General features: G+C 68.2%; 28 protein-coding genes. All 28 read right to left on the minus strand.

Features of this window, described 5'->3' with window-relative positions:
• Nucleotides 1–54: 54 nt before the first annotated feature.
• The gene (locus SL003B_RS22495; protein WP_013654698.1) at nt 55–777 is read right to left on the minus strand and encodes a hypothetical protein; all 723 of its coding nucleotides are present in this window, start codon (nt 775–777) and stop codon (nt 55–57) included.
• A 63-nt stretch (nt 778–840) separates the two neighbouring features.
• Nucleotides 841–1845, minus strand: coding sequence for a phage late control D family protein (locus SL003B_RS20020; RefSeq protein ID WP_013654699.1), 1005 nt, complete (start codon nt 1843–1845; stop codon nt 841–843).
• Entirely contained in the window at nt 1845–2105 is a 261-nt protein-coding gene (locus SL003B_RS20025; protein WP_013654700.1) for a tail protein X, read from the minus strand. The genes SL003B_RS20020 and SL003B_RS20025 overlap by 1 nt, the downstream gene beginning before the upstream one ends.
• A complete protein-coding gene (locus SL003B_RS20030) occupies nt 2102–2533 on the minus strand; it encodes a phage tail protein (RefSeq protein WP_013654701.1) in 432 nt (143 codons plus the stop codon). Before SL003B_RS20030 ends, SL003B_RS20025 begins: the two co-directional genes overlap by 4 nt.
• Nucleotides 2534–5017 carry a phage tail tape measure protein gene (locus SL003B_RS20035; protein WP_013654702.1) on the minus strand — a complete coding sequence of 828 codons (2484 nt, stop codon included), beginning with the start codon at nt 5015–5017 and terminating at the stop codon, nt 2534–2536. It abuts the gene before it with no gap.
• A gap of 12 nt (nt 5018–5029) precedes the next feature.
• Nucleotides 5030–5155 (minus strand): GpE family phage tail protein, encoded by a 126-nt coding sequence (locus SL003B_RS23440; RefSeq protein ID WP_148259355.1) that lies wholly within the window; start codon nt 5153–5155, stop codon nt 5030–5032.
• Complete coding sequence (locus SL003B_RS20040; protein WP_013654703.1) at nt 5152–5604, minus strand: phage tail assembly protein; 453 nt, start codon at nt 5602–5604, stop codon at nt 5152–5154. The genes SL003B_RS23440 and SL003B_RS20040 overlap by 4 nt, the downstream gene beginning before the upstream one ends.
• 25 nt (nt 5605–5629) lie before the next feature.
• On the minus strand, nt 5630–6148 hold the full coding sequence (locus SL003B_RS20045) for a phage major tail tube protein (protein ID WP_013654704.1): 519 nt from the start codon (nt 6146–6148) through the stop codon (nt 5630–5632).
• A 38-nt stretch (nt 6149–6186) separates the two neighbouring features.
• Nucleotides 6187–7449, minus strand: a complete 1263-nt coding sequence (locus SL003B_RS20050) for a phage tail sheath C-terminal domain-containing protein (RefSeq protein ID WP_013654705.1) — start codon at nt 7447–7449, stop codon at nt 6187–6189.
• Between the two features lie 175 nt (nt 7450–7624).
• Nucleotides 7625–8134, minus strand: a complete 510-nt coding sequence (locus tag SL003B_RS22500; protein WP_013654706.1) for a hypothetical protein — start codon at nt 8132–8134, stop codon at nt 7625–7627.
• The gene (locus SL003B_RS20060) at nt 8131–9204 is read right to left on the minus strand and encodes a phage tail fiber repeat family protein (protein WP_013654707.1); all 1074 of its coding nucleotides are present in this window, start codon (nt 9202–9204) and stop codon (nt 8131–8133) included. The genes SL003B_RS22500 and SL003B_RS20060 overlap by 4 nt, the downstream gene beginning before the upstream one ends.
• A gap of 11 nt (nt 9205–9215) precedes the next feature.
• On the minus strand, nt 9216–12428 hold the full coding sequence (locus tag SL003B_RS20065; protein WP_013654708.1) for a DUF4815 domain-containing protein: 3213 nt from the start codon (nt 12426–12428) through the stop codon (nt 9216–9218).
• Nucleotides 12429–12435: 7 nt separating this feature from the next.
• Complete coding sequence (locus tag SL003B_RS23585; protein ID WP_013654709.1) at nt 12436–13590, minus strand: phage protein gp27; 1155 nt, start codon at nt 13588–13590, stop codon at nt 12436–12438.
• Nucleotides 13587–14435 carry a baseplate J/gp47 family protein gene (locus SL003B_RS20075; RefSeq protein ID WP_013654710.1) on the minus strand — a complete coding sequence of 283 codons (849 nt, stop codon included), beginning with the start codon at nt 14433–14435 and terminating at the stop codon, nt 13587–13589. The genes SL003B_RS23585 and SL003B_RS20075 overlap by 4 nt, the downstream gene beginning before the upstream one ends.
• Nucleotides 14432–14839 carry a GPW/gp25 family protein gene (locus tag SL003B_RS20080; protein ID WP_013654711.1) on the minus strand — a complete coding sequence of 136 codons (408 nt, stop codon included), beginning with the start codon at nt 14837–14839 and terminating at the stop codon, nt 14432–14434. The genes SL003B_RS20075 and SL003B_RS20080 overlap by 4 nt, the downstream gene beginning before the upstream one ends.
• A 4-nt stretch (nt 14840–14843) precedes the next feature.
• Nucleotides 14844–15035: a hypothetical protein gene (locus SL003B_RS20085; RefSeq protein ID WP_041375658.1), complete on the minus strand. Its 192-nt coding sequence runs from the start codon at nt 15033–15035 to the stop codon at nt 14844–14846.
• A 13-nt stretch (nt 15036–15048) separates the two neighbouring features.
• Entirely contained in the window at nt 15049–15615 is a 567-nt protein-coding gene (locus SL003B_RS22505; RefSeq protein ID WP_013654712.1) for a hypothetical protein, read from the minus strand.
• On the minus strand, nt 15612–17081 hold the full coding sequence (locus SL003B_RS22510) for a phage head spike fiber domain-containing protein (protein WP_013654713.1): 1470 nt from the start codon (nt 17079–17081) through the stop codon (nt 15612–15614). Before SL003B_RS22510 ends, SL003B_RS22505 begins: the two co-directional genes overlap by 4 nt.
• A complete protein-coding gene (locus tag SL003B_RS20100; protein WP_013654714.1) occupies nt 17078–17557 on the minus strand; it encodes a phage virion morphogenesis protein in 480 nt (159 codons plus the stop codon). Before SL003B_RS20100 ends, SL003B_RS22510 begins: the two co-directional genes overlap by 4 nt.
• Nucleotides 17554–17970: a gp436 family protein gene (locus tag SL003B_RS20105; protein ID WP_013654715.1), complete on the minus strand. Its 417-nt coding sequence runs from the start codon at nt 17968–17970 to the stop codon at nt 17554–17556. The genes SL003B_RS20100 and SL003B_RS20105 overlap by 4 nt, the downstream gene beginning before the upstream one ends.
• A gap of 21 nt (nt 17971–17991) precedes the next feature.
• Nucleotides 17992–18261 carry a hypothetical protein gene (locus tag SL003B_RS20110; protein WP_013654716.1) on the minus strand — a complete coding sequence of 90 codons (270 nt, stop codon included), beginning with the start codon at nt 18259–18261 and terminating at the stop codon, nt 17992–17994.
• 77 nt (nt 18262–18338) lie between these two features.
• The gene (locus SL003B_RS20115) at nt 18339–19238 is read right to left on the minus strand and encodes a Mu-like prophage major head subunit gpT family protein (protein WP_013654717.1); all 900 of its coding nucleotides are present in this window, start codon (nt 19236–19238) and stop codon (nt 18339–18341) included.
• A gap of 36 nt (nt 19239–19274) precedes the next feature.
• Nucleotides 19275–19676: a hypothetical protein gene (locus tag SL003B_RS20120; protein WP_013654718.1), complete on the minus strand. Its 402-nt coding sequence runs from the start codon at nt 19674–19676 to the stop codon at nt 19275–19277.
• A 49-nt stretch (nt 19677–19725) separates the two neighbouring features.
• Entirely contained in the window at nt 19726–20739 is a 1014-nt protein-coding gene (locus SL003B_RS20125; RefSeq protein WP_013654719.1) for a phage protease, read from the minus strand.
• Nucleotides 20740–21091: 352 nt separating this feature from the next.
• Nucleotides 21092–22354, minus strand: a complete 1263-nt coding sequence (locus SL003B_RS22515; RefSeq protein ID WP_013654720.1) for a phage head morphogenesis protein — start codon at nt 22352–22354, stop codon at nt 21092–21094.
• Nucleotides 22344–23906, minus strand: coding sequence for a DUF935 domain-containing protein (locus SL003B_RS20135; RefSeq protein WP_013654721.1), 1563 nt, complete (start codon nt 23904–23906; stop codon nt 22344–22346). Before SL003B_RS20135 ends, SL003B_RS22515 begins: the two co-directional genes overlap by 11 nt.
• The gene (locus SL003B_RS20140) at nt 23903–25573 is read right to left on the minus strand and encodes a hypothetical protein (protein ID WP_013654722.1); all 1671 of its coding nucleotides are present in this window, start codon (nt 25571–25573) and stop codon (nt 23903–23905) included. Before SL003B_RS20140 ends, SL003B_RS20135 begins: the two co-directional genes overlap by 4 nt.
• Complete coding sequence (locus SL003B_RS20145; protein WP_013654723.1) at nt 25570–26154, minus strand: DUF3486 family protein; 585 nt, start codon at nt 26152–26154, stop codon at nt 25570–25572. Before SL003B_RS20145 ends, SL003B_RS20140 begins: the two co-directional genes overlap by 4 nt.
• Nucleotide 26155: the final 1 nt, after the last annotated feature.

Raw genomic sequence — 26155 nt, forward strand, 5'->3', positions numbered from 1 at the left:
TCGAAGGCCGGAGCGTCAGATTGTCGAAGGCCAAGATCCTGCGGCGTGCGCCAGTCAGAGCCGCCCCTCCAACACCCGGACATCAAGTACGCGATCGGTCGAGGGGTCGACGTCACATTCGTAGGTCATCCTCATCCAGGCGCCGAAGCCGTTCTGGAACCTGACCTTATCGCCGATCATCGTCACCACCCCGCGATCCTTGTCTCGCCAACGATAGTGAGAGAACTTCGGTTCGAATATGCCATCAACCCACTCGGCATCGTACTTGGCGAGCCGTTCGATGCTGTCGGGACAATATACACTGGCGACAACAGAAGCCTTTTCTCCCCAACAAGTGAGATCGTTGCGGCAGGCTACCTCTTTCGCGCGCTCTTCCTCGGCTTTCCGGGTCTGTGCCTCGCTCTCCTCGTTGGCCTTGATGGTCGCTGCCTCGCGTTTCTCGCTGGCTTCGCGCTGCGCTCGCTCATCAGCTGCCTGGGCGGCTTCTCGGGCCATCTCCGCCTTCTTTTCCTCACGGACGAGTGCCCACTCCGACGGATCGGCTATCCCCGCCCTTTCGGCGTATCTCCTGTCGCTGGAGTCCGTGAAACCCGCCTGACGCGCTTCTCGGTCCTGAGCGGACACCAGCCCCATGACCGATCCCACAAGCGCCAGAACCGAATAGCCGAGCCGGCGGAATGCCCTGCGCCTTTGGCCGCGCGCAAAAACAATCAACAGAGCGTTCCAGGCGCCAAAAATCATTGCAGCGAGGGTGAAAAAGCCAAGGATCATCGACATGAGAGGCCTCACTGAAAAGTCTGAGAATACCTTGTTAGACGCGCAGTGATGCGGATTGCAACCCTACTTCCTTCCTTCCTTCCTCCCTCCCTCCGGGGCCTCGAGTTCGATCGTCGTCGTGTAGCTGCCGTCGAACCGATGCTCGACGCTGGCGGCGCGCCAGCGGCCGTTGATCTCGGCCCGGAACCCGGTCAACACCACATCCATCTCGGCGCGCACCTCCGGAAGACCGGCAAGCGTGATCGACCCAGAGCCGGTCGCTCTTGACAGTCGCCCGGCCTCGGCCGAGGCGGCCTTCTTCGCTTCGTCCTTCGACGAGAGGACATGACGAAGCCGACGGCCAGGCCCCTGCTGGCCGGTCTCGGCTTCCTCGATCTCGATCTTGCCAGTCTTGCGGTCGAACCATTTGGCCTCGGCGCCGCCGTAGCGAGGGCGCGGATCGCCCTCGACACGCCAGTCGCTGACCTGCGACCGCTCGATCGTCAGCGCAGGCACCACCTTGCCGGTTGCCGATCCGGAGCCTCGCTTGACCAGGACAAGCTTCCCGCCCTTGACCGAGAAAAGTCCGCCGACCCGATCGGCGATGCGGGTGGCGAAGTCCAGCGTCGACTGATCGATACGGGCGATATAGGGCAGCGGCTCGGCCGCCAACTCGGGACTGACGGCCGCCTCCAGACCGTGGCGATCGGCGAGCTGGCGCATCACGCCGCCGACCGTCTCGTTGTCGAAGTGCTCGGACCGCGGTTCCTTCAGGTCGGACCGCATGTCGGCCGACCGGCCGGAGACGGTCATGGTCTCGCCGTGGGGGCCGCCTTCGAAGGACACGCTTTCGACCGTGTACAGCCCCATCATCCATGTCCCGACATCTCGGTACCCGAACCGCACGAGCAGCCGAGCCCCCTCGCGAGGAGCCGCAAGCGTGTTGCCCGCGTCATCCAGCACGAGCTCGCAGGTATCGGCATCCTGCCCGGTGGCATCATGAAGCGTCGCGGAGACAAGGCGCGAGTAGAAGACGCCCGCCACCGGCTGACCATCGACCGCGACTTCGATAAAGGGGCGGTCCCGCATCAATCCCAAAGCCTCACCTGTTCGACCCGGTTCGAGAGGCGCCATTCGGGCAGCCGGATCTCGGTTCCAAGCGGAAGCACCAGGCCGGCCGCCGCGATGCCGCGATTGGCCTCGATCGCGGCTTCCACATAGCCCTTGAGCCGTGCCGCCTTGCGCGCGTCAGACAGGATCTGGTGCGCATACTCGAAGCACAGTTGCTCAAGGCTCGCGTCCTCGCGGGTCGCGCGGATGGTCGCGGCCGGAATGACGATCTCGCTCATCGGAAGATCCCCAGGCTGCCGCCGGAGCTGTCGCCGTGCGGCGCCACCTCAATGGTGTATTCGAGCTTTCGCCCCTGACCGTTGGCGGAAATGATCGACTGCGTGTCGGAGATCGACAGGATGACCACCTTGCCGAACACGCGCCCGGCAGTCCCGGCTGCCGCCCAGCCCACCATCATTACCGGCAGCGCGGCCACCTGCGTGGCGCGGAGCGCCTCGAACTCGCCCCGCCCGCCGAACTCCTCGGGAAACAGCAGGCCGGAGATGGTCACGGGGTTCTCGCCGTAGCCGACGAACTGTCGGCCTGGCGCGTTGCCGAAGCGGGGCACGGAAGGCCAGAGCGCCTCCGTCTGGCGATCGAGCGCCTGGAAGTTGAGCGGGGCGAGTTCGAAGATGTGCGCTCCCAGCGCGAGCAGCGGCACGGCCATCTATTCCGTCCCCCCGTGCATCGCGCCCGTCTTGGCCCGGCGCACCGCATCGGTGATGCCGCGATTGGCGGCGGCGGCAGCCGCCACCGGGTCGGAAACCCCCGTGATGGATTGCGAGACGTGGACGGTCACTTGCGGCGGCCGGCGGTCGACCACCTCCGCCTTGATCTCCTGCTCGACCTTCGCGCCGGTGAGCTTGCGGTCATTCGCATAGCTCTCCAACGGCTGAATGGGATCCTGTGCGGAAGACGGGAACGGCGACTTGCTTGGCGCATCGGTGAACCCGTTATTCCTGCCGATCTCGGGTAGATTGCCCGGCAGCTCAGCGCCGCCGCCCCCAAACGTGAAGCCGAAGCTCAGCAGTCCCTTGAGCGCCGCGACCTTGGCCTCGAACCACTCCGTCAGCGTGCCCCAGGCGCTGTCGAGGCCGTCGATGATGGCGTCGACGATTGCCGTGCCAAACCCCGTGAAGGCGCGCAGCGTGTCGCGGATGGCATGGCCGATGCGCTCGCCGATGCGCCGCGCGGCAGCGGCGATCTCTTCGGCCTCCGCCTCGCTGAGCGTCTCGGCCGTGAAGACGCTGGCGAGGAAATCCGTGACCACGTCCTTGGCTTGCCCGAGCCCGTTCCTGAGCCCGGCGAGGGCTCCAGAGACGTCGACCATGCGAGCAAGGGTGTCCCTCACGGCGTCGACATTCACGCCCAGGCGTGTGGCGATCTCGCCCGCCCTTGCCGCGACATTGTCGACGAGGTCCGACCATGCCTGTTTGACGAAGTCCAGTTCGGGCGCGAAAGCCGCCGTCAATCCCTCGAAGACGCCGCCGACGGCCGCCTTCAGCCGGTCCCAGTATTTCCACACGGCAAAGGCTGCGGCGGCGATCGCCGCCAGGACCGCCGTCACCGGCCACCCCGCCGCCGCGATCGCCGACAGCGCGGCAGTCGCCGCTGTCTTCAGGCCGGCGAATGCGGTGGCGATCACCCCTCCCTTCATGAAGGTCGAGAGCTTCGCCAAACCGGCCAGCGCGGACTTGATCCGTCTCGGGCCAAAGGACGCAAGAAACAGCGCGGCCGATGTCGCCGCGCGGCCAAGACCGGCCCCCGCGCCGGCGAGCGCCCTGACGGCGCGCGCCACGATCGAGACGTTCCGGCCGGCGGCGTCGAACAACAGGAAGCTCTTGGCCAGACCGATCAGCGGCAGCCGGGCCGCGGCGACCGCATAGGACACGAGGCGCATCGCGACATTCATGGCAAGGAGCGCGGCCACTCCCTGGACGATCGAGCTCGTGAGCTCCGGATTGGCCTGCATCCAGTCGGCGATGGCCACCACAAGCGGCCGGATCGTCGCGATCACCGATTTCAGGGGCTTGATCAAATGGGTTCCGACGGCGATGGCCAGGCCCTGCAGCTGGTTGCGCATCACCCGCAGTTGATTTTTGAAGGGGTCCGCCAGCTTCTCGAACGCCTCGTCGACGGCGTTGGCGCCATCGCGCATGTCGGTGAGGGTCTCCTGGAAAACCGACGCCTGTTCGCCCGTCAGGCCGAGCACGGCGTTGAGCGCCTCGACCGATCCTAGAACCTTCAAGATGGCGGCGTCGTTCCCGCCGAGCGCCTGGCGGATCCGGTCGAAGGCCGGCACCATCCCGCCGGATTTTTCGACCAGGTCCCGGAAGTTGTCGGCACCGAGCTTTTTGAAGAGCTTTCTGGAGTCCTTGGTCTCTCGTGTCAGGCCCGAGATTGCCGCGCGGATCTGCGTATGCGCCTGCGCCGCGGGCATGCCCGTCGTGGTCATGGCCGCGATCGAGGCCAGATACTCGTCGATCTCGACGCCGGCGTTGGCGACGGTGCCCGCGACGGCACCGAAACCCTGGGAGAGCTCGGAGATCGTCGTCTTGCCGTTTTTCACCGCCTTGAAGATCGTGTCGTAGATCCGCGCCTGTTTCTCGCCCTTCAGATCGAAAGCGTTGATCGAGGACGTGACGAGGTCGGCCGCCTCCTTCGTCGTACCCTTGCCGGCGACCCCCAGACGCGCCGATCCCTCCAGCACGGACATCGCGTCAGCTGCCTCGATGCCGGCCGACCGCACGTCGTAGAGCGCGGCCGTCAGGTCGTCCAGCGTGACCGGCGTCCGGTCGGCGATCTGCAGGACCCGGCTGCCCATCTCCTCCAGGCTCTCGGCGGCCGTGTCGATGAGCGTCGCCACGTCCGCCATGCCTGCTTCGAAATTGCCGGCCGTCCAGACGGGGGCGGCGAGAGCGATCGCGCTGCCCATCGCGCCGCGCAGCCGGCCGCGCGCCTCGTTGAGCTTGCGCTCCGCGTCGCGCGTCGCCCGTTCGATGTTCTCGACGGAGAACCCCTGCCGGATCGCGCCGGCCAATCCCTCGCGCAGATCCTTCGCGCCGGACCGAATGCCGGCGAGATCCCGGCGCACCTTGTCGCCGCCCTTGGTCAGGAATTCGATCAGCAGGGAGACATTCATGTCAGCCATGGTCTGTCTCTCTTACGGGAGTTGTCCCAGCACCTTCAGCACCCGCGGCAGATCGCGTCGATAAGCGAGGAACTCCCGCCAGTCGAGCGCCTCCAGTTCGGACGGCGGCCAATGGTAGACGGCCGCGACGTCGCTCATGAATTCGTGGACACGAGGCCACTCAGGTCCGGAAAAAAACGGAACATTGCCCGGCCGACCGAGATCAGGTCGGCCGGGTCGAGATCGTCGATCGCCTCCGGCGACACACCGCACAGATCGGCGAGGATCCCGGTCAGGCCGTCGAGCCGAGCCGGATCGGTCAGCAGCGCCAGCGCCTCGGCGATGGTGTCGCGGCAGCCGATCGCCGCGCTGTCCGGAGCTTTGCCGCCTGACGCTCCACTGCCTGCGGCATCGTCCGACATCGCCATCAGGTTGCGCACGAAATCAGGCCCGAGGAGTGCCACCACCTGCTTGACGTGGCGGACGCGCGGGCGGCGCATGGCGAGCGACATGTGCCGGCGGGCGCCGGCGCCGAAGCCTTCCTCTGCCGGCACGGTGAGCTGGATGGTGAAGGTCAGCGCGGCGGCGGTCTTCGCGGGGTCGGTCATGGGAGATCCCTCTCAAATGGAAAGATTAGCCGAACAGGACACGGCGCCGGCCCTCATTGACCGCCACGCCGTTGCGCACCGCCCAGCCGCCCTGAGCGAAGTTGAAGCGGTGAAGGACCTTGCCGTCGGCCATGTAGGAATACTGGGTGATCGATCCGATCTTGTGATCGTAGCCGCTTGCCTTGCCGCCGCTCATCTCTTCCTCGGCGACGGAGACCAGCCGGCCGGTGATGTCGATCGCATGCTCGTGCTCGGCGCCGTCCAGGTCGTCGACGATGAACTTCTTGCCGGTGAAGGTGTGGCGGATGCCGGGCGCGCCGCCGAAGAGACCGGCCACGGCCGGCATGTGCCCCTTGAGCTTGAACGGCGCTTCGAGCGGCTTCACGCCGAGGCCGGCGACCTGGATCTGCAGGTCGCTGCCGCCGGGCTGGAAGTCTTCCGTGATCTCCTCGAGCCCCGGAAGCTGCATGCTCTCGATCTGGAGGGCGAGGTTCATGTCGTCGTTCACGATCAGCGTGAAGCCGCGCAGGATGGGAAGGGACATGGAAAGCTCCTTTCGAAGGGTCGGGGAACGGGACGGGCTTACGCCGCGTCGCCGACGCGCTCGAAGCTGACGGAGATACGGCGATTGATCTCGTCGGCGAGCAGGTCGAAATAGACCTCGTTGCGGCGCGAGCCGAAGGTGAGGTCCTCCAGGGGCGGCGCTTCCTCGGCATCGAATTCGATCCGCAGCTTGCCGGATCGAAGCGACGCGTTGGTGTTGACGTCCCGGTCCCAGTAGACGTCGCCGCCGAGGATCGCGCCGACCGCCTTCAACTCGTCCAGGAACTGCTGCAGCGACCGCATGATCGTGATGACGAGCTGCGGCGAAAGGTTCTGGTCGTTGGCCCAGCGGAACGAGCGGGAAATCGTCTTCTCGATCAGGGCACGGGTGCGCACGACGTTGACGAACTGCCAGAGCGGGTCGGTCGACGTCGTGCGGTTGCCCCAGAGGATGCGACCGTTGGCGGCGAAGGTGCCGCCGGCGCCCTGGACGAGGCGGGCGGGAATGAAGGTCGCGATGCCAGCCTCGTTGAGGAGATTCGCCTCGTGATCCACTTCCCCTTCGTAGAAGGAGACCGGTCGTGCGATCCCGAGGATGCCGCCGCAGTCCTGATTGGACGGGGACCAGTAGGGTCCGCCCTTCTCCTTGTCCCGCTTGATGAAAAGCCCCGCGGCGTAGGCGGCCGCCGGCTTGACGACGGGTCCGCCCTCGGACGCCACGCGGACCATCGGGTCGACCAGATAGGTGAAGCGGTCGGAGAAATCGGCGCGATAGGCGAGGCTGTCTTCCCGGGTCGGACCGCCGGTGTCGAAGACCGCGATCGCCTGCAGCTTCTTCGCCATCTGCTCGACCGCGTCGGCCACCGGGTTCTTGGCGCCGGCGATCCGGGTGGCGGCATAGCCGGGGGCGATCAGGAGATCGGGTTCGACGCCGACATGCCCGAGGGCGTAGGCGAAGGCGTGCGCACCGGTCTGCGCAGCGGCCGATCCGACCATGCTTGCGCGCGTGGCCTCGGCGTCGACCCCTTCCGCCACGCGCACCATCACGATCGAGGCCTCGATCCCCTGCGCCTTGACGGCGTTGATGACGTCAAGCGCCGTGCCGGTCGTGCCCAGCAGCGCGATCTTCTCGGCCTCGTGCGTGTAGAGGTGGACGGGCTCGTCAAGCGGGAAGGCGTCGTTGTCGGCATCCGGGGCGGTGACGAGCGCGCCGAGGGTGGAAACGTCCGAAACGGCGATCGGTCGCGGCTCGTCGCCGAGCCGCAGGACACGGGTGCCGTGATTGAAGGGGGCGACGGGCATGCGCTGATCCTCGTTGAAAGGTCCAGCACGACACTATGGGGGCGCGGCCTACGCCCGCGCCGCTGACACTGTCAGCGGCAGCGCGGGTCGGTTTGCGCCGAGGTTTGCCCAGGCGGAAACGGCAGGTCGGAGCAGTCCTCACGCTGCCATAAACCCGGGCTGGTGGCAACGCGGCCTAGAGATCCGCCGCAGCCAGCCAGAGCGCGTCGACCTGGACGGCCGGCAGGTCGAAGGCCGCGGCCATCTGGTCGATCAGCGGGTGGGTGCGCTCGTAGGCCGACGCATACTCCCATTCGATCAGTGCCCTGGCCCGGTCGGTCTCGTCCTGGATCGCGCCGAGTTCGGCCTCGACCATGGCGGGCGTGATCCCGACGGCGAGCAGCATCAGCCGGCACTGGCGGGCAGTGATCACAGGCAGCGCCGGCGCGGGCTCCTGCCACTCTTGCGCGTCGAAATCCCATACGGCGCGCGCATCGGCCGGCGGGTGCGGCACCTCGATCCCGCCGGGAGGCGGCACGACTTCGGGCGTCACGGTCTGGACCAGCGGTGGCCGCGGCACCATCTCGCCCGTGTCGGGATCGGGGATGGGCTCCTGCGGCGTGCGGATGTCATAGGCCGGCGCGGGGGCGAAACCGCCGAGATACAACCCTGCCGCGTCGGTGTAGTATTTCGTGCTCGCGGTCATGCGAAAGCCCTCACGACAAGGCGCCAATTGGCATTCGTGGCGTTGGCGACTGCACCTGTTGACTTGTCCAGCAGTTGGACCGCACTCGCCGCCGATCCGTACCTGACCTCCACCGTTGTCGGATAGGGGACGACGGACAGGCCGGCGGCGAGTGCATTCGCCGCGTTGATCCCGATGTTGATCGACAGGATCTGGCCGACAGAATACCCGTGTTCGGCGGCCTTGCAGACCAGCTCGGCGGTCATGATTTTCGGCTGGGCGCCGAGCCCGTGCGCGAGCGTCAGAAGTCCGCCGCTCGTGATCGTCTGCTCGGGGCTGACATATGCTTTCGTGATCGGCAGCGGTGAGCCCCGGACGTGCAGGTCTCCGGCGAAGAAAGCGTTGCCGAGGCCGTCGACGCTCATCTTGGCCCGGAAGGTCCGGCCGGCGACGGTCTGGTCGCTGGCCAGGCCCGTCGTCTCGGTACTGGCGCTGTCGCTCATCAGGTGGATCATGTAGTTGCCCAGGACCTCGGCCCACTTGGCGGTGTCGACATCGCCGAGCAGCGCATGGGCCGCTTGCGCGTAGGACGCGAAACCGGCGGCCGCCAGGCTACCGACGCCGTCGCGCTTGGCGACCGATCCCGCCGCGGCCGCTTCGCTGGTCGCGCTCGCATCCAGTTTGGCGGCAAGGGCGGCGATCATCGTCGCCGCGAAATTGGCGTCGCCGCCGAGCGCTGTGTTGACGCTGGCCTGCGTTGCATAGACCTCGCCGATCCCGATGCCGCCACCCAGCTGCGTCGTGAGCGGCCGCCCGGCCGGCGCGCCGGCGATCGAGACGTCGGCGAGCCCGGCAAGCGTGTGGGTGTGGGTGAGCGCTGCCTTGCCGTCGAGCGCGGTGGCAAGACCCGCGACGTCGGCGATCGCGTGTCCGTGCACGGCCGCCGCCTTGGCCGCCAGCGCGACCAGGAGAGCGGCGACGTCACCGTCGATCGCCGCAAAAGCGTCGATCAGCCTCGCGACGTCTTCATTCACCTTGTTGTCTGCATGCGGCAGCGGGTAGCCGCGATTTGGGGTCGTCTGGGCAACCATGGCAGCTCCCTCTAGATCGTTGCGACGCGGAGATCCGCGAGCGAGGGGCGGGCCGCCGGCCCGCCTGTGAGCGTCAGGCGGACGCGGGTTTCCGCGCCCCAGGCGGGCTGCGGATCAAGCGGGTCGAGTTCATGGCTGCGCTCGACCCAGCCGTCCGTCTCGAGCACATCGATCGAGCGCAGCGGGATCGTTTCCCAGCCTGCATCGCCGCGCTGCAGCTCGACGGTCAAAGCGGATCCGGATGGCAAAAGCGCCTTGAGGCGCACAGGGATGCGGACCGCCCCATCGACGGCAAAGGCACGCGAGACATAGGTGGCGGTATCGCGCAAGGACCCGGCGATGAGCTGCACCCCCGGAAACAGCGTCGGCGACGCCGTCTCCGTGCCGGCGAGGACGGCGAAGACGACAACCGTTTCCGTGACGCGCGTGTCCAGTTCCAGCACCTGTCCTGGCGCCATGCGCCAGAGGCCACCGCCAGGGCGCTCGACCTCGAAGACGACCGAGCATTCGGCTTCTGGCAAGTCCACGACGGCGCGGATGATGAGATCCGTGCAGTCGACCAGGTCGACCTGGCCGAGCGAGATCCGCTTGACGCCGGGTGCGAAGCGGGCGGCGCGCAGGTCGAATGAAAGGTCCTCGTCCTGGTGCGCCGTCCAGGTCCGCGCGTTGCTCGAGGAGAGCATGACGCCGACCGGGTACGGCTGCGCGGTCACCCAGGACTGCGCCACCGCGTCGAAGGCGCCGATCTGGGCGGACGAGATCGAATGCGCGGCATCGTCCGACTTGACGACGAAGCAGTATTCGCGCCCAGCCGACAGCCAGAGCGGTTCCGGCAGAGCGATCACGGTCGGCTGGCCGATCGCGACACCGCCCATCACGACATACGCCTGGCTGAGGATTTCGGCCGTGGGCATGCCCTGGGAGCAGGAGCGGATCTCCAGCAGGAGAGGATTTGTCGGATCGCCGACCGCGCAGATGCGCAGGGTCACGGCCGCGATATGCCGGCCTTGCGTGCCGGCCGGAAGGACGAATGTCTGCGCGAGTGGGTCGGCGTCGCCGGCGCCGTCGCTGCCTTGAACGCTGCCGTCCCACTCCCGGACGGGCGGGTCGCTCCATCTTGTGACGGTGCTCACCTGGCGCATCACCGTGATCTCGATCTGCCCCTCGCCGACGAACAGCGCGGTGGCTTCCGTGCCAGATCCGCCGACAGCGCGCACAAGCTTGCGGCCGGCCGGATAGGTCTCGGCCGCAATGGCGATCGTGCCGGAGATCTCGCCGTTGCCGTCCGCGACGACGCCGGCCGGCGTCACGTCGACGCCGTCGAAGGTGAGTGCGTCCAGCGTTTCGCCCGCGCCGAAGCCGCGGATCGTGAAGCCGACGTCGATGGCGCGCAGGAACTCGGCGAGTTCCTGTCGGGTGTCGACGACGTCGGTGCGCGTCGTGGTGCGAGACAGGTTGCCGGCGCCGAAGACAGCTGTCTGCGCCGAGGCCCATTCGGTGCGGGTCTCGGTCCACAGATCGACAGCCGGATCGAGCGTCAGCTCCGCCGGGATCGGCAGGAAGTTCGCATAGGGGTTGACCAGCCTGCAATGCGTCACCAGACCTTGCGAGATCACGACCTCGGGGCTCCAGTCGAGCAGCACGGGACGCGGCGGGCCGAGCCGGTGGATCGTCGGGTCGATCGCGAGTTGGCACGAGCCGTCGAACAGGGCGGCGTCCTGGGCGACGCCGCCGTCGCGCCAGCGATCGGAGGTGAAGGGATCGACAAAGACGCCGCGCTTGGCCGTCGGCTCGCGGCTGTCGATGTCGCGGCGCAGCCGTTCCAGGGCGACGAGGTCGAGCACGTCGACCAGGCGCTTGTACATCCGGTCGATGTCCGTGAAGGGGTAGGCCCGCACACCGCTGTTGATGATCGTCGGCGCGCCGGACCAGGAGTTGACTACCTCGGCGAGGGGCAGATGCGTTGCCGGCGCGGCCGGCGGCACCGGTCTCGATCGGCTCGACAGGCCCTCGATGTAGACGGCCCGGCCGTCCGGGTCGAGGCAGATGAGGTCGACGCGCAGCAGTTTGTAGTCGTAGGTCAGCAGCACCTCGCCGCCGGTGACGCCGCCGGCCAGCGTCACGGTTCCGTCCGTGGTCGAGACGGGCACAACCGCGTCGCGATAGCGATAGGTCACCTCGTAGCTCGATCCCGGCGCCGGCTCCCCGCCGCCCGGGGTCCAGTCGACGCGGTCGGCATTGAGCACGTAGTCCGTCCCGGGTGTGTAGATGGTCCCGCCCTGGCGGACCTCGATCAGGGCCGTGACGCTGTCCTGCGACAGGAGGTCCATGGAGCCGACCGACGGTCCGTGGGTGACCGTTTCCGTCGTCTCCTTCGTGACCAGCGCCATCACCAGGTTCGCAAGCGGCGGGAAGCGAAGGACGAGCGTCGCGGTCCCGGTCCCGCCATCGGCGAAGACATGCTGTTCGGCGTCGATCCTCCCGACGTCGGCCGTCTCGGGCACCGCAAGGCGCAGGGACGCGCTCCGCGTCCGCTTGAAGCCGTTGATGTTGGCGACACCCTGTTCGATGACGAACACCTGGGCGCCCGCCATGCGGCCAAGCGCTGAGACGCGGCAGCCGGAGATGACATAGGAGCCGTTTGCGTCGCGATCGTAGCCGGCGATGGCCTGGAGCGTCACCGACAGCTCGGCCGGAGCCGTCTGGTCGAGCGCCACCCCGTCCTTGAGCAGGTAGACCGGGTAGAGGTCGCCCGGCTGGCCGTCGCCGGCCCGTCCCCAGGCGAGGCTCTCTTCGATCCGCGCGGCGCCCGCTTCGCCCTCGGCCGCCGTGCCAGGCGCAAGGCCGAGCAGATCCGGATCCTGCTCGTGAGTGACCGCCTGGCGCACGAGCCGCACGCCGATCGCGACCTCGCCGTCCATCGGCACGCCGGCCAGTGTCGCCGCCACGACCGGGCGCACGTCGCCGGCCGCGAAGATGCGCCCAGGCTCGAGGAACACGCTGCCGGCGTCCGGGTCGACCACGATGCCGGCACCCGCAATCCGGTCGCCGTCGCGGGCGGACAGTCCGCCCGCGCGGGCGATGCGCCCGCGCAGGATCGACTGCGCTTCGTTGAGTTCCGCGCCTTGCAGGAAGGCGCCCTCGCGAAACACGACATCCGTCATGGCGGGCTTCGTCGCCGAGCGGTCGTAGGCGCCGGAAATCAGAGGGTGTTCGAAGGCCATTTGAACCTCATGTGAAACGAACCAGCAGTCCGATGCGCTCGCGCACGGTCTTGCCGAAGCGGATGTCGACGGACGTGCGTCCGACGGGGGCGTGCGGCGTGTGGATCTCGCCCGGACCAAGCCAGATCTTGCCGGGCGTTGCGGGATCGAGCGGCGTGGCGGCGACGAGCAGGGCGGCTTCGACGGCACGGGCGCCGTCGCCATCCCCGAACCCCGTCAGGGCGATCGCCGCCAGCGCCTCGCCGGTCGCGCCGGGTGACCAGCCATGGCCGAGCACCCCATAGAGCCCGGCCGCACCGGCCGGCGCGACCTGCGCGAAGCAGCGGCAGCGGCGCGCGCCGATCAGCGCCCCGCCCGTATCGTAGAAGCCGAGATAGGCGCCGCGCGCGGCGAGGGCCGCCGCCATCTGGCGGACGCGGGCGCCGGCCGAGCCGAGCTCCGACCAGGTGTTGGTGACAGTCGACCACGCCACGGGCAGGTCCGACCATGAGAGCGAGCCCGAGCCGTCGTCGTCGATCCAGATGCCGAGCGCCTCGAGCTCCGCCTGGCTGAGCGTCACCTCGGCCTCGTGCGCGCGCCCAAAGCTCCACTTCGGGCCGGCAAGCCCGTCCGTCGCCTCGACATGCACGCCGCTGTCGTCGCCGACCATGCAGTCCGACAGCCGCGTCCAGGACGCCTCGGCGGCCGCGACGTCGTAGCCATGGACGCCGCGCCGGAATTGCGAGCGCGCCGGCTGAGACAGGCGGGCGATGCCGGCGATCCGCGCCAGGTCGCCCTCCTCGTCGCGGACACGGTCGAGGGTCAGCCGATAGTCCGCCCAGGCGAGCCGGCGCGCGGGCGGATCGACGAGATCGGCCGAGTAGCCGACAAAGCCGAGCCCCGCCGCCATGCCGGCATGCGTGCCGCGCAGGCGCTCCCACCGGATGCCTTCCTCCAGGAGATCGAAGACATTCGGAATGAACGCAGAGAGCGCGCCTAGCCCGTATTCGTAAACCAGCCAGGCCGCGAGGGCCGGTTGCGGGTTGACCAGTTTCCAGCCAGGGATCGCGTCGACACCCGGCGCGATCCGCGCGGCAAGATCTGCGCCCGCGAGATCGATCCCACACTCAAGGGCGGTGGCATTGGAAGGAAGAAGAGACCCAGCAGGATCGATATGGCTCACCGGCCGCGCCCTCCGTCGAGGATGTCGATGCTGCCAACGCCGATTGCCTCGTTCGGTGCGGCGACCAGATCCTCGGTCGGCCACGTTACGGCCACGCGCGTCACGCCCGGGACCATCGCCTTCGCGATCAGCCAGGACGAGGTCAGGTCGAGGCCAAGGAGGCTCTCCGCAGTCCAGGCCTCGCGCACGGTCGCGGCGACATCCGCGAGCCGGGAGACGGGCGCATCCGGCGCCAGGCGCACGGTCAGGGCCACGTCCGTGACGGTCCGGATGGCGGAGATCACCTCGAACCGGTCGGACACCACCCGCACCGCCGGGGCTTCGAGCGCCGAGCGGACCGCCGCGAGCAGCGCCGGGCTGGCCTCGCCGCCGGTATCCGTCGAAAGGACAGCGACATGCACGGTCGGATCGCGCCCCGCGCGCCATATGGCGACGTCCCGCACCTGCAGCGACGCAGCCAGGGCGATCGTCTTGTACCGTTCCAGCGGCCCGCCGGCGGAGCGGCCGAGGATGGCGAGCCAGACCCGATCGCGCAGCCGGTCGTCGCCTTCGCCGACGAGACGCGTCACATCGTGGAATGCGGCGAGATGATCGAGGTCGGACGTGGCGGCGAATGCGAGCAGATTGCTCCTCGCCGCGTCATTGATCCGCGCGCGGAGCAACAGCTCGCGATAGGCGAAAGCCTGGCAGAGGATCGTGACCGGATCCGTTTCGAGCGCGCCGACGTCCCAGGCGATGCCGGCGGCGGCAAGCCGCGTCTGGGCGTCCGCGGCGATCGCCGCGAGGATCGCCTCGAAGTCAAGGTCCTCCAGGATCGCGGGAGGCGGAAGATCGGGGCGGGTCAAGAGACGGGCTCCAGGACGAGCCGCTCGCCGCTGCCGACGGCAAGATCGGCGACGCGTGCCTCGCGGAGCGCGTAGTCGCCGAGATGGCCGCGCGGGTAGAAATACCCGTCAAGGATGAAGACGAAGCGCCCCGCGCGACCGCCTGCGGCCAGGTCGATCGTGCGCAACCGGAAGCCCGGCTCCCCGTTGACCGGATCCTCGACGGCCTCGGCGATCGCGACATAGAGTTCCAGCAGCGTGCGCTCGTTGGCGTTGGCATCCTGAAGGTCAGGGATGCGCGACCCGAAATCCCGGCGCATCACCCGGCTGTTGAACCGCGTCGTCAGGATCTTGCCGAGCGACTGGACGCAGTGGTCCCAGCCCGTCAGAACCTTGCCCGTCGTTGCCGAGATACCGGTCCGCATGGGCTTACCTGTCCTCGGCCTTGATCGCCTTCGCGGTCTTGACGGCCTCTGCCTTGCCCGCCGGCTCGATCTCGCCGGCAATCAGGGCATAGCGGGCCTGGTCCTCGCTCAGGCGCAGGGTTTCCCCCTTCCCGGGGTTGCGGGTGCCGGCGACGAACGGGCCGGCCTTGTCGGTAACGAGGTAGGGTTTCATCATGGGGTCGTCTCCTTCAGACAAGAACGTCGTCGGCGCCGTCGACAGCCACGTCGCCGCCGTCGTCCAGGCCGCCGACGAAGTGAACTTTGCGGTTTCCGTTGGCGAGCCGGGTGCGCTTGGTGGTGAGGATCTCGTCGGCCGAGATCTTGACGGCGGCGTCGCCGACGGCCAGCTCGACTGTTTCGCCGTCCATGATCAGCCGTGTGTTGCCGTGCTTGATCACGAGGCGCTGATCGTGATCGGTCGGCCGAGGGTTGTCGGTGGTGTAGCCGTCGCGCACGGCGATCGAGTGCGGGCCGAGCTCGCCGTGGGGCGACAGCAGGCGCATGGTCTCGCCGATGGCGACCGGCACATGGGTCGAGTAGCCGCCGACCCCGTCCCCTGCGCTCTCCTGAACCTGCACCCAGGGCGATAGGAACGGCTTGCCGGTGCGGCCGTCCGCCGGCATCAGCTCAAGGCGCACCTTGTCGCCCTGGATCTGCGCCACCTTGCCCGTCATGTGCGACGCGGCAAGACGGCGATGCAGGTCGTCGACTTCCTTGTAGAGCGAGCGCAACTCGCGCGCGAGGGTCGGGATCATGCCCCACCCCCGGAGGTCGCGACGCCGAGGATTGTCTTGATATGGGGACGGTCGAGATCTGTCGGCACACCCCAGCCGCCCCCATCGACGACTATGACGGAAAGCGTTTGTGTGCTGTCGTCGTCGAAGGTCACAGTGACATCATAGGTGCCGTCCTCAACAGCCAGCGTAAGTGCGTCAGCGGCGCGAGTCGCCGAAGATCCGGTCGTCGGGATGTACGAAGTAGCCTTGTTGCCAGGCTCGCACTGCGGTCCGAAAACGTCGATATTCACGTTTTCGTTGCTCTCGTCGCCAAAGAGGATGACGCGTTCGTCGGCGGCTGCGCTGGAGCCGGTCCTGTAGTTAGCGGTGTGGGTCTTGCGGGTCCACGTTGTCGTCAGTCCTGTATTGCCCACGCCCACCGAATTGACGCTGAAGAGAAAGCTGGAGTAGGCATCAGATGCCCGCACCCACATGGATGACGTGACTTCCGTCTGGTCGGCGAGGGCACCGGCGTTGACCGCGATGCGCCCGCCGCGTATGCCGCTGCCGCTGCCGCTTGTGGCGGCCGCGTTCCACCGCACGGCGCCGTTGCCGCCAAAGGGATCGGCGATGCCCCCGGTGAGGTTGGCAAGGCTTGGTTGGTTCCACCAACCAAGCCATCCGGTTCCCTCCCTGACGTCTGTCGACGTGAGGATCAAATTCGTACTCGCGTCTTCGATGAGTAACCCGCCGTCTGTCAGACGCGGGGTGTTGAGCGCAAATGTGACGAGCGCGCCATCCACCACGCCGGTTCCCACGGTCGGTCGCGCGAAGTCCGCATCGGGCGAGGCAATCAGGTCTTCAAGCGCCGCGTAGGCGCGACCGTTGATCCACGCTCGATCCGCGAGGGCATTGAGGTAGAACGCGGCCCCGGCGGGGACCCAGGCGGGACGCCCGTCCTCGGGGAGGCTGTCGTCGGGAAGGGTGTCGTCGGGGGGCGGCGGCCAGAACGGCGCGCCGTTCACGTCGAGCGTGAGCTCGATCGGCTCGCCCTCGGCGAAGACGCCGGCGGTGACCTCGCGCAGGGCTTGCGTCCATTCCACCGCGACGACCGAGACGCCGCGCCGGTCGAACTGGCCCGAGATGAGCGGCGCGATCCGCAAGCCCTGCGGCGCGCCGATGCGCGCCAGCCCGAACCGCTGGCGCGGCGACAGCACCGCGAGCACGGCCTCGGCGATCGCCCAGGCGTCTGCATCGCGCCCCGGTTCCTTGCCTTCCGCGATCGCGAAGGCGGCGATTTCGAGTCCGACATCGTAGGAGCCGCCGGCGCTCGCCTGGACGGGCGCCCGGATGACGCCGATCCGCAGCGCCGGCGCCCGGATCGTGTTGCGCTGGAGCTCGTCCAGGTCGAACCGGCCGAACTGCACCGCGCAGCTGCGCAAAACGGGCAGCGCGGCGGTGAAGGTCGCCTCGACGGCGGTGCGGAACTCGTTGATCCGGCTCATTGCAGAAGGCTCCCGATCCAGTCGCGCGTCGCGTCCTCGATGTCGCGGCGGTTCTCGGCCGAAAGTCCCAGCCATGTGCGGGCCGGGATCGTCACCGTCCGGGCGAAGACGGCCGCGTTGCCGACCATGAACCGCAGCGCCCTGGCGGTCTTCGGCTTGACGGTGCCGCCTTGCTGATGGATGCGGGCATAGGCGAGCCCGGAGCCGACCAGCACGCCTGCGCTCGACGCGACATAGTCGACCGACCGCGAGAGGTGTCCTTCGGCGTACAGGATCGACGTTCCCGCGCGGTTCGGCTTCCAGGCGGCACCTTCGGGTGTGGTCTTTTCCTGTTCGATGCGCCGTCGTGTCTGTTCCTGGACCAGCCGCCCGATCCCTTCCGCGAGTTCCTCGCGCGGTGCGTCGAGGATCCCTTCGATCGTGACGAGGCGGCGCGCCAGATCGGTGTCGTCGACGCGGATGGCGACGCCGCTCATGGCTGGCGCCGCCCGAACAGGCGCGCTTCGGAGAAGAACGCCGCGCCGCTCTCGCTCGCCGCGCCGTCGATGACGATTGCCGGTTCGCTGCGGCCGAGCCCGGCCTTGCCTTCGGCGATCCGCTTCAGCAGGTCGACCGCCTGCCTGTAGCGCTCCTCGATCGTCGTCGTCAGCGAGGCGTGCCGGTTGGCGAGCAGGTAGACCGCGATGTTGACGGCCGGCGCGATCAGGATCTGCGGCAGGTCGGCGAGCGGCAGTTCGTAGCGCGCCGACAGATGCGCGTCGATCTCGGCCGAGGCGAAGGCAAGCGCGGTGGCCACGGCGTCGGCCGGATCGACATCCTCGGGCAACAGGTCGGCGAGGAAGTCCGCCCCCCAGATCGTCTCGATGTCGGTTTTGCCTGCATAGGCCACGGTCATTGTCCTCGCGGTTGCCTACGCCTCTTCGACGCGGACGAAGAGCAGCGGGTCGGCCTCGATCGCCCGGCGCTCGTCCTCGCCCAGCCCGGCAAGCGGAATGCGCAGGGGATCGCGGCCGAAGGCACGGCCGGCGCGCCGGCGCGGTCGCGGCGACGTGACGACGAGAAAGCCCGCTGCCGCAGGAGCGATCGTCGGCGGCGTCTCGATCCCGGCCCCGGCTCCCGGGGCGGCGGGTTTGCTTTCTTCGGGCGCGGTCGCGGCGCGCCTTGTCCTGGATCGGGTCATCGGGATCCCTGTTTCAAGAGGGTGGGGGCGCCCGCCGGGCGGGCGGCGCGGGCGGGCGTCGATCAGGCCAGCTGCGATTAGGCCAGATGCGGGATCTCGACGATCTCCAGGAGCCCGCGGTCGGTGTTGGTGGCGCCGGACGCCTCGCGCTCGGCGAGCAGGAGATCGCGGGCGCGGTCGCTGTTGGAATTTCCGACCACGATGATGTTGGGCACGATGCCGAGCGGCCGGCCCTCGTCCGACTTCAGCTCCTTCATGGCGGTGCGCGCGGCCCGGAGCGTCTCCTTGGTCAGCTCCTGCTTCGAGCCGTAAGCCATCTGCCAGAAGCCGAACCCGGCCGCGGCCCGGCCGTCGACGCCATAGGCGTACTTGTCCTTGTCGAAGACACGGTCGGACGTCTTCGGGTCGTCCTTGCGGACGAAGCGGTAGTCGCGCCGCTTCTGGTAGATCAGGGGCTTCAGCGCCCGGCGGGTGTCCATGAGGTACCACGCGGGATTGGCGCCGGCCTGCATGTTGGAGACCGACACCTCCTTGCGCGTCTGCGGGTCAAGCACCGGATGGTCGGTGTCGAAAAAGGGCTGGCCGTCGTAGCACTCGGCCTCGAAGGCGTTCGCGAGGTGCTCGAAGATCAGCTCGTCCGGATGAGCGGCGGCCGCGCGGCCCATCTCGGTAAACAAGGGCGCGTAGATGCCGAGATTGTCGTCCGCGATGTCGTCGGCATCGACCTCGATCGTGCCCTCGAACTTGCGGTTCAGCACCGTGTAGCGGCGGGTCTGCATGGTCTCGTAGGTGCGCGACCCGATCCACTCCCGCAGCTTCGGGAACTTGCCGAGCCACGCATAGGAGTTCTCGCGCGTGCTGGACGGGATCATGGTCGCGATGCTCGGCCAGTGCGGCTTCGTGTCGTCGAACCCGTGCTGATAGGCGCGGGAGAAGCCGCGGAAGAGATCGTCCAGGGACTGCTGGTTGATGATCATGGGATAGGTCCTTGTTGGGCGGCGGGTGTGGCCGGACTAGAAATCGACCCAGACGCCGGACGGATCGACGGCCGCCACGCGGCCGGCCGGCGAGCGGGTGCCGGTGCCGTCGGTCTTCGCGACCGTCTCGTCATCGACCACGAAGCAGGTCTTGCCGACATCGGCGAGGGCCACCGGATCGGCTTCCAGGTTGGCGAAGAGGAAGGTCCGCTTGCGCAGGACCTCGACGCGCGCGTCGCCGGCCGCGCCGGCGGTGTTGTCGACGGTGCGCTCGGCACGGCCCAGCGAGACAAGGCCGGTGGCCGTGTAGCCGGGCTTGGCTAGACCGGCGTCGAGCACGACGAGTGCGCCTGCGTGGATCTTGACACCGGCCGCGAGCGGATGGCTCTCGTAGTCGGGGATCCGCATCGGGGTCTGGCGTTCTTTGGCGAGGGGCATGGGATGGCTCCGGATTGATCAGGTGGAGAGGCGGTCCGCCTAGGACCGGTCAGAGCGACGTCGCGTAGTCTTCCTCCGACTGCCCCAGCATGGCGGCAATCGAGCGCTGCTGATCGGTGAGCGCGGGGCGCCCCTTCCGATCGCGCTCGTCGAGATCGGAAGGGGCGCCGATGACCGGCATCGTGCCGACGAGCTTCCTGAATGTGTCGAGGCCGCCCTCGGCCGCGCAGAGCGCGCGGTAGTGATCGCGCGAGGCGGGAGCGATCTTGCCGGCCTTCACCGCATCCTCGATCGCCGCGTTCACTTCCGCGTCGCGGATCTTTGTCTGCTCGGCGGCGAGCGAGGTTTCGGCCGCACCGGCGCGGGCGATCGCCTGGTCGTAGTCGGCGCGCGGCACGAAGCGCTCCATGGACGGCGCCTCGGCGGCGGCGAGCGCGGTACGGAGCTCGCCCTGCAGCCGCTGCACGGCCGCAAGGATGGTGTCGATCGAGGCGTCGTCCACAAGGCCGAGCGCGCGGCAAAGGGCGGTGAAATCCATGTCAGTCTCCAGGGTGTGGGGGGCGGTCGAACCTTCGGCGCGGGAAAGCGCCGTCATCCTCAGCGCAGGACGGTTGACGAGGCCGGCGCCGACGACGCGGACAATTTCGCCGGCCTTGGTGGAATAGAACTCGGGGGATACGAACCGGTACTCGCGGGCCGCGATCATGGCGCTCGCCTTCTCGGTCCATTCGACGCGCGCCCAGATGGCACCCTCCCGGACCTCCATGGCCGCGATCCAGCCGGCGGCAGGCGCCAGCTCCCCTTTCGGGGCGCGGTGCGCTTGCGCATGCTCGTAGTCGATGGGGATGGGTGCGCCGTTCGCCTCGAAGGCGGCAATCACCGCCTGCGGATCGGTGAGGCGCCAGCGGCGGCCGTCACGCGCGACAAGATCCGGGCCGGCCGGAAAGATCTGCACCCATTCGGGCGCGGACGCTCCCTCGCTGGAGGCGATGGCGGCTGTCGCAAAAAGGGCGGTTGCGGTTCGCGTCGTCATGGGCGACAAAGTGAATGTCGCCCGCATCATCTGCGCCCCTGACACTGTCAGGCGGAGACACTTCCCAAAGCCGACATTGCCGCCAGCTGCAACTTGCGACCGCGCATCGCGCGCAGGATCGCCGTTAAAGGGGTCTCAAAGGGGGTAGGAGCGGCGTTTGAGGCTTGCGGCGGGAAGATGCCCGGCAAGCCTCAAACGCCCGCCACAGGCCGCGCCAGCGGCAATCGGTTTGAGCTCGCGCGTTGCCTGTGCTATCAAGACGGCGCACACGGGCAAATCAAAGCCTTCGGGCGCGCTCGGCTTTAGAGAGCGGAAGGGGTAGCGACCTTCCTGTCCGTGTGCTCCTTCTCTTTCATCATCTGATCATGTCGCCCGGCTGGCATCATCTGATCATGTCGCCCGGCTGGCGATCGAAGTAGCGCCGCCGCTTCGTCGTGAAGATCGTGCGAACCCGCCACGCGCTTCGGGCCGGGTCGAGCACCATGAAAATTCCGGTCGCTGCATCGAAAATCCTCACGGTCCCGGTCGGATCCCGCCTGGCTTCGGCGCGCTTCAGGATGTCGCCGATCGCCGGCCAGGCGCCAACATCTGGCAAGCGCCGATGATCAGCGGCATGTCCAATCGTGCGCGCGTCGATCATGACCGGGAGATGGTCGTCGCCGAAGCGGCCTGGCGCGATGGCAATCGGAAACCTTGTCAGGGCATAGCGCCGTTCGGCCTCGAGTTGCTCCAGCAGGTCAAAGCCTGTGAGGCCCCGGGTCCTTAGGGCTGGAGCTCGCGCGGCGTGGTGCAATCCCGTCTCGATCGCGTCCTGGACGAAGACCTTGAACGCCGGCGAGGCGGTGAAATCCGCGATCGCGGCACGGCGCGCGGATGTCGGCAGATCGCCGAGGCGACCGGACAGCAGCTCCGCCACGTTGCGTCCGCGCGTCTTGCCGGGGTTGGTGTCCCAGCCGGGGTCGATCCCGACCGGGACGCGCACGGTCTGGCCGGTGCGCTTGTTCCGCCAGGGCCGCATGACGATCTGCGGGCCGCCGGCCTGCGGATCGTAGCCGAGCCGCTCCGCCTCGCGCCGGGAGATCTGGCGCACGCCGCATTTGCAGCCCCAGCCGTTCGGCGGATAGTGCGTGTCCCAGAAGGGATCATCCACCGGAAGAACGATCCCCACCCAGGCGCGGTGTTCCGGCCGGCGGCGTTCTGCAAGCGACAGGGTGTAGACCAGATACGGCAGAAAGCGCTTTGTGCGCTGGGATCGCTCCCACTCGCCAGCCGCGTGCGCCGTGCGGATGTTCGCCCAGTAGATCGTGTGCAGCCGGCGCGGACTGCCGAGCTGCACGAGCTTCGTCGCCCCGTCGGCCGGATCCTGCGCGAAGCGTTTTCCCCACCAGCCCTTTGCCTGCAGGGTCGGCGTCAGGCGCTCCCGGAACGTCTCGAACGGCACGCGGTTGACGATCGCGTCCTCGACCGCGGCGCGCAGGTCGTCCAGGACGTCGAAGCCCGCCGTCTTCGCCACCGTGAAGGCATAGGCATGCTCGACCGGCGCGATGTCGCGCCAGTCGAAAGTCGGCCGCGATCCCTTACCCCGAAAGTAGCGGATAACCTCCGGCGAGGCCGTGAGGGCCTGTTCGGGAAGATCAACCGGCATCGCCGAGCCCGCGCGCGATCATCGCAAGGTCCGCCAGCCGGCGGGCGATCGGCCCGACATCGAGGGCGCCGGACAGGCGATCGAGCCGGGCGCGCAAGTCCTCGTAGGACGTTGCCGCGGCGAACGCCTCCTGCAGCTGCTCGAGCACGGGCGCCAGGTCGGCACCCCACTCCTGGAGCGCCCCCTCCAGAAGCGCGTCGAGCTCGTCCTGATCCTGGCCGGCCCGAGCTGTCGCGTGCACCCCGCCGCAATGCGGACAGGCGCGGGCGAGTTGCGGATCGCCCGATGGCGTCGCCTCGGGCTGGCCGGCGCCCGGCGCCCGCAGGACATCGTCTTCGTCCTTCGGTGCGCCCAGGCCGACCTTATCGCGCACCTCCGACGATGACACGCGCAAGCCGAGCGGCACGAGTTTCGTGAGCGCTTCCGACAGCGTCTCGATGTCTTCCGCCTCCGCCACGGGCAGGTCGACGGTCGGATAGCGCTCCTGCGGCCCGAAGTTGAACGCGACGAAGGGCTGCACCAGATCCCGGTTGAGCGTGGTCGAAACCTGCCGGCCGTCGGCGCGCAGGATGTCGTAGCGCACGTTCTCGTGCACCTGGGCCTGGGCAAGCGACGATCCGTCGTCGGTGGTCATGGTCTGGCCAAGGACAGCCTTCGAGATCTGCGCGTCCAGGTACTCGGCCATGGCGCCGAAGACCGCGTTGCCCGACCCACCCTTGGCTTCGATGAATTCGACGTCCATGCCGGTCGGGATGATGGCGGCGGCGTCGGCGCCAAGGTCGCGCACCGCGCGCAGCAGGACGCGCTTTTCGTCGGGCGTGGCGCTCCTGGGGTAGCGCCCGACGCGCATCGGCATGCCGAACACTTCCAGGAACGCCGCCCAGTCCTTGAGCGTGTAGCTCTTCAGCAGGAAGGCCCAGGCGGCGAGACGCGCCAGGCCGCCCCGGATCGGCAGGCCGGATTTCAGCTTCGGAACATGGCGGATGAACGAATAGCGCGAGATCTCCCGGCCGTCCGCCGATCCGTCCTCGCGCAGGCGCAACTCGCGGCCCGTCTTGCGGTCGAACTGGAAATGGCGCGGATCGCGGCCGACATACCCGCGCGGGCGCCAGATCTTGCCGCGCTCCCAGAGGATCTCGACCACCGAAAACCCCTTGCCGAGCGCATCGAGCAGGTCGATCAGCATGTCTTCGAAGTCGGGGGCTTCGATCAGCTCCCGGACGGCGTCGAGGATCTTCTCGTCGACCGGACCCGCCTTCGGCTCATTGACCACGGGCTCGATGGCCAGCACGGCGCGCTTGCGGGTGCCAAGGACCGCGGCATAGTGGAGATCGCGCTCCTCCATCTCCTCGGCCAGCGCGAGATAGTCTCCCGCCTCGCCCTCCACCGCATCGCGCAGGATGCGGGCGAGCCGGGCCGGCGTCAGGCCCGACGCGACCGGTTCGCTCCAGATCGAGCGCACGCCGGTCAGGGTCGGCGCGGCTTCCTCCCTCAGCAGCTCCGCCGAGGATATGGGCCGGCCGTAGGGATCCACGATCTGATAGCCGCTCACCACAAACCTCCTGAATGTCCGGGATCGATCCCGCCGATGCGGGCGAAGTCGTCGTCGTCGAGCGGCGGGCCGCCGTTGTGCCCTGCTTGTGCGAACGGCGAGTGCCTCGCGGCCGTGTAGTCGAATTCCGGAAGGTCCTGACGGCTCACGAAGTAGGCCAGAGCCGAGGCGACAGCGCTGTCGCCGTGCCGCTTGAGGCCGTCCGCGCCCGTCGTGGCGTGATCGTCCGGCACCTTCACCACCCCGTCGCAATACTGCAGCGCCTGATGGTCGCGCAGGATGTCCTCGTCGGCTGGAAGCACGACGGTCTTGTCCGCAAAAGCCTCGAGATAGGCGGGCATTTCAGCCAGGTACCAGGCGCGCGACAGGCTCACCTCGACGATCGAGGGGCCGTATTTCTGGGCTGCGACCTCGGCGAGATAGGCGCCGTTGCCGGTGGCGTCGAGCGCGCCGCCCGACATGCGCGGCAGGGCGTCGACGATATAGAACAGGATGTCGCGCTGCTGGTCGAAGGGGACGTTGCGCAGTTCGACAATCAGGCCCGAACGGCGCACGAGCGAGCGCGTGATCGCCATGACGGCGATCACGGTGAGATCGCCCTTGCGCGCGAAGTCCTCGCCGAAGACATGCGGCAACAGCGGGTCGAGCGCTGCCAAATGGGGCTTCAGCTCGCGCTCACAGAAATTCAACGTCTCGGCCTTGCGGATGTGTTCGGGCGCGTTCTTGAAATCGTCGTCGCAGGCCCACCGCACGATCGGGATGCCGGCCTCCATGCAGGCCTCGATCTGCACGCGGGTGAGCGCCGAGCCCTCCGCCTCGGCGGGGATGGCGTCGAGCTCCTGGCGCATCGCGGCCAGGCGCGGCCCATAGGCGCCGCGGATCTTGCGCTCCCAGGCGCGTTCGCCTTCCTCCGACCAGGTCTCGCCCTTGACCAGGCAGACCCGCTTGAACAGCCCGTTCGCGACGGCGGCGCCGAAGGGGATGTGGTGGATGCTGAAATCGGTCTTGCCGGCGCGCGCTTCGCGGATCAACTCGTTAAACGGGTTTAGAACGCCGTTGTGCGTCGAGATCACCCGGATCTTGCCGCCCCAGATCAGCAGGGCGTTGACGGCATCGAGCACGCCGCGGACGTCCTGGTGGAACGCGGCCTCGTCGATCACGACGACGCCCTGCAGGCCGCGAATGTTTTCCGGCCGTGACGACAGCGCCTCGACGCGATACCCGGACGCGAAGCGGATGCGGAACGCGGAGATCATCCGCGTGGTGCCGTCCGCCTTCTGGTCTTCGAACAGGAACTCCTCGATCTCGCCGAGGCTGCCGCACACCGTGCGGGCGAACTTGGCGACATAGCCGATGAACTCGCGGCCCTTGTCCTTCGTGTCGCCGATGTAGAAGACGTTGTCGCCGCCGGCCGACCGGGAGGCGGCGGCGATCAGCGTATCGTCCAGGGCTTCGGCGAAGGTGATGCCGGTTCGCCGCCCCTTTTCGGCGAGTTTCAGGTCCGACTTGTCCTCGATCCATTCGATCTGGTGGCGCATCAGCACGCCTTCGGCGAGCGGGTCGAGATCGTCCGGCACCTCCGCGCCGCGCGGCAGGGCGTCGGGCAACCCGGCCGCCTCGCGCGACAGGATCGGCGGCCCGGCGAACATGTCGCGGTCCTTCGTCATGTCCGCACGCCAAGGAAGTCTCGGCGCAGCTGAGCAACGCGCTCGGCCGACAGTCCGGCCTCCTTGCCGATCGTCTCGACGACGTCCTCGACCTTCTCGGCGAAAGCCGCCTCGACCGCCTGCCGTCGCGCGGTCGACACGGACTGCGCCGCGACGGCCGCCCGCAGCGCGTTGGCGAGTTCCTGCGCGCCCCTGGTGGAAAGCCCGCCGTCGCCGGCCGACTGGAGGATCTCGAAGATGAGCGTCTTGATCGCCTCGGCGGCGATCAGCGTCAGATCGTCGGAGGCGGCCGCGTCGAAGCGCTCCGAGATCGTCGCAGCGATGTCCCGGGTCTGTTCCAGCCGGCGTGTCATCTGCGCCAGCCTGACCGAGAACCGATTGAAGGCGGAAAACGAGGGGATGTCGAAGCCGACGCCCGTCTCGCCCTGGACGGCGATCAGCTTCTCGCGGAATGCGGCATAGATGTCCAGCTGGGTCCTGTCGCGCGCCGCAAGCTGATCGGCCGCCCAGGCGATGATCGCGGAGCAGTCGTCGGGAAGCAGGTCGATCGCCGACAGGCGCCCCCGTCCGCGCGGTGCCATC

This window comes from Polymorphum gilvum SL003B-26A1 (genome assembly GCF_000192745.1).
GTDB classification, from domain to species: domain Bacteria; phylum Pseudomonadota; class Alphaproteobacteria; order Rhizobiales; family Stappiaceae; genus Polymorphum; species Polymorphum gilvum.

Coding starts and splice junctions, on each gene's coding strand:
- SL003B_RS23440 (WP_148259355.1), bottom strand. CDS start 5,155: ATGAGCGACGTCGCGGCCGTCTACCATTGGCCGCCGTCCGAACTGGAG.
- SL003B_RS20125 (WP_013654719.1), bottom strand. CDS start 20,739: ATGATGCGGGCGACATTCACTTTGTCGCCCATGACGACGCGAACCGCA.
- SL003B_RS22510 (WP_013654713.1), bottom strand. CDS start 17,081: ATGAGCCGGATCAACGAGTTCCGCACCGCCGTCGAGGCGACCTTCACC.
- SL003B_RS20065 (WP_013654708.1), bottom strand. CDS start 12,428: ATGGCCTTCGAACACCCTCTGATTTCCGGCGCCTACGACCGCTCGGCG.
- SL003B_RS22515 (WP_013654720.1), bottom strand. CDS start 22,354: ATGCCGGTTGATCTTCCCGAACAGGCCCTCACGGCCTCGCCGGAGGTT.
- SL003B_RS20045 (WP_013654704.1), bottom strand. CDS start 6,148: ATGTCCCTTCCCATCCTGCGCGGCTTCACGCTGATCGTGAACGACGAC.
- SL003B_RS20050 (WP_013654705.1), bottom strand. CDS start 7,449: ATGCCCGTCGCCCCCTTCAATCACGGCACCCGTGTCCTGCGGCTCGGC.
- SL003B_RS20080 (WP_013654711.1), bottom strand. CDS start 14,839: ATGCGGACCGGTATCTCGGCAACGACGGGCAAGGTTCTGACGGGCTGG.
- SL003B_RS20040 (WP_013654703.1), bottom strand. CDS start 5,604: ATGACCGACCCCGCGAAGACCGCCGCCGCGCTGACCTTCACCATCCAG.
- SL003B_RS20115 (WP_013654717.1), bottom strand. CDS start 19,238: ATGATCATCAACCAGCAGTCCCTGGACGATCTCTTCCGCGGCTTCTCC.
- SL003B_RS20060 (WP_013654707.1), bottom strand. CDS start 9,204: ATGGTTGCCCAGACGACCCCAAATCGCGGCTACCCGCTGCCGCATGCA.
- SL003B_RS20085 (WP_041375658.1), bottom strand. CDS start 15,035: ATGATGAAACCCTACCTCGTTACCGACAAGGCCGGCCCGTTCGTCGCC.
- SL003B_RS20120 (WP_013654718.1), bottom strand. CDS start 19,676: ATGCCCCTCGCCAAAGAACGCCAGACCCCGATGCGGATCCCCGACTAC.
- SL003B_RS20035 (WP_013654702.1), bottom strand. CDS start 5,017: ATGGCTGACATGAATGTCTCCCTGCTGATCGAATTCCTGACCAAGGGC.
- SL003B_RS20140 (WP_013654722.1), bottom strand. CDS start 25,573: ATGACGAAGGACCGCGACATGTTCGCCGGGCCGCCGATCCTGTCGCGC.
- SL003B_RS20025 (WP_013654700.1), bottom strand. CDS start 2,105: ATGAGCGAGATCGTCATTCCGGCCGCGACCATCCGCGCGACCCGCGAG.
- SL003B_RS20100 (WP_013654714.1), bottom strand. CDS start 17,557: ATGAGCGGCGTCGCCATCCGCGTCGACGACACCGATCTGGCGCGCCGC.
- SL003B_RS20145 (WP_013654723.1), bottom strand. CDS start 26,154: ATGGCACCGCGCGGACGGGGGCGCCTGTCGGCGATCGACCTGCTTCCC.
- SL003B_RS22495 (WP_013654698.1), bottom strand. CDS start 777: ATGTCGATGATCCTTGGCTTTTTCACCCTCGCTGCAATGATTTTTGGC.
- SL003B_RS20110 (WP_013654716.1), bottom strand. CDS start 18,261: ATGACCCGATCCAGGACAAGGCGCGCCGCGACCGCGCCCGAAGAAAGC.
- SL003B_RS22505 (WP_013654712.1), bottom strand. CDS start 15,615: ATGATCCCGACCCTCGCGCGCGAGTTGCGCTCGCTCTACAAGGAAGTC.
- SL003B_RS20020 (WP_013654699.1), bottom strand. CDS start 1,845: ATGCGGGACCGCCCCTTTATCGAAGTCGCGGTCGATGGTCAGCCGGTG.
- SL003B_RS20030 (WP_013654701.1), bottom strand. CDS start 2,533: ATGGCCGTGCCGCTGCTCGCGCTGGGAGCGCACATCTTCGAACTCGCC.
- SL003B_RS22500 (WP_013654706.1), bottom strand. CDS start 8,134: ATGACCGCGAGCACGAAATACTACACCGACGCGGCAGGGTTGTATCTC.